Annotated in this window: 1 pseudogene; it reads left to right on the top strand. The window is 41.9% G+C overall.

What is annotated here, in order from left to right:
• Window positions 1–75 precede the first annotated feature (75 nt).
• Window positions 76–462: pseudogene (locus tag Q1A70_RS20370) on the top strand (GGDEF domain-containing protein); the annotation flags it as partial.
• Window positions 463–532 lie beyond the last annotated feature (70 nt).

A 532-nucleotide genomic window follows, 5' to 3' on the forward strand; every position in this document is an offset into this window, starting at 1 on the left:
AGGCTGTCCATAGCGTCTTTTTTCACGAAGAAGTAACAGCCTCAATTAGATCATATTTTTACTTAGATTGGTATAATGATGAAGAACAGGGTGTCGATAACACCGACCAATTACGCACTTTGGTACACTTATGTCGACAATGCTATCCCCCAGTTGACTCAAGAGATGGATGCCGTGTTAGAACACTATGGTATTTGCCCACCAACAGTCAGCGAACAACTTTACAATACTTATGTCGCCAGTAAATCCGAAGCCAATATCAATGATCTTCGAACCAACTTAGAGCTGTTGGTATCTGAAGTTTCAAACTCGATGAACGACACACTCACTGGCACTTCAGCTTTTTCTGAAATGATAGCTCAAAGCTTTGAAGGTTTATCTCGTATTGAGAACGAAAGCTTATCAGTCGATGAAATGATGTCTGTAGTTCGCCAGCTTGTTTCAGAGTCTCGTCATATTAGGGCGTGTTGATCTTTCGAGCTGATTTTTGCAGCGAGTTGCTGGGTATTTATACAAGGCAGAGGCGTCGATG

Source organism: uncultured Vibrio sp., from assembly GCF_947488985.1.
Lineage (GTDB): Bacteria > Pseudomonadota > Gammaproteobacteria > Enterobacterales > Vibrionaceae > Vibrio.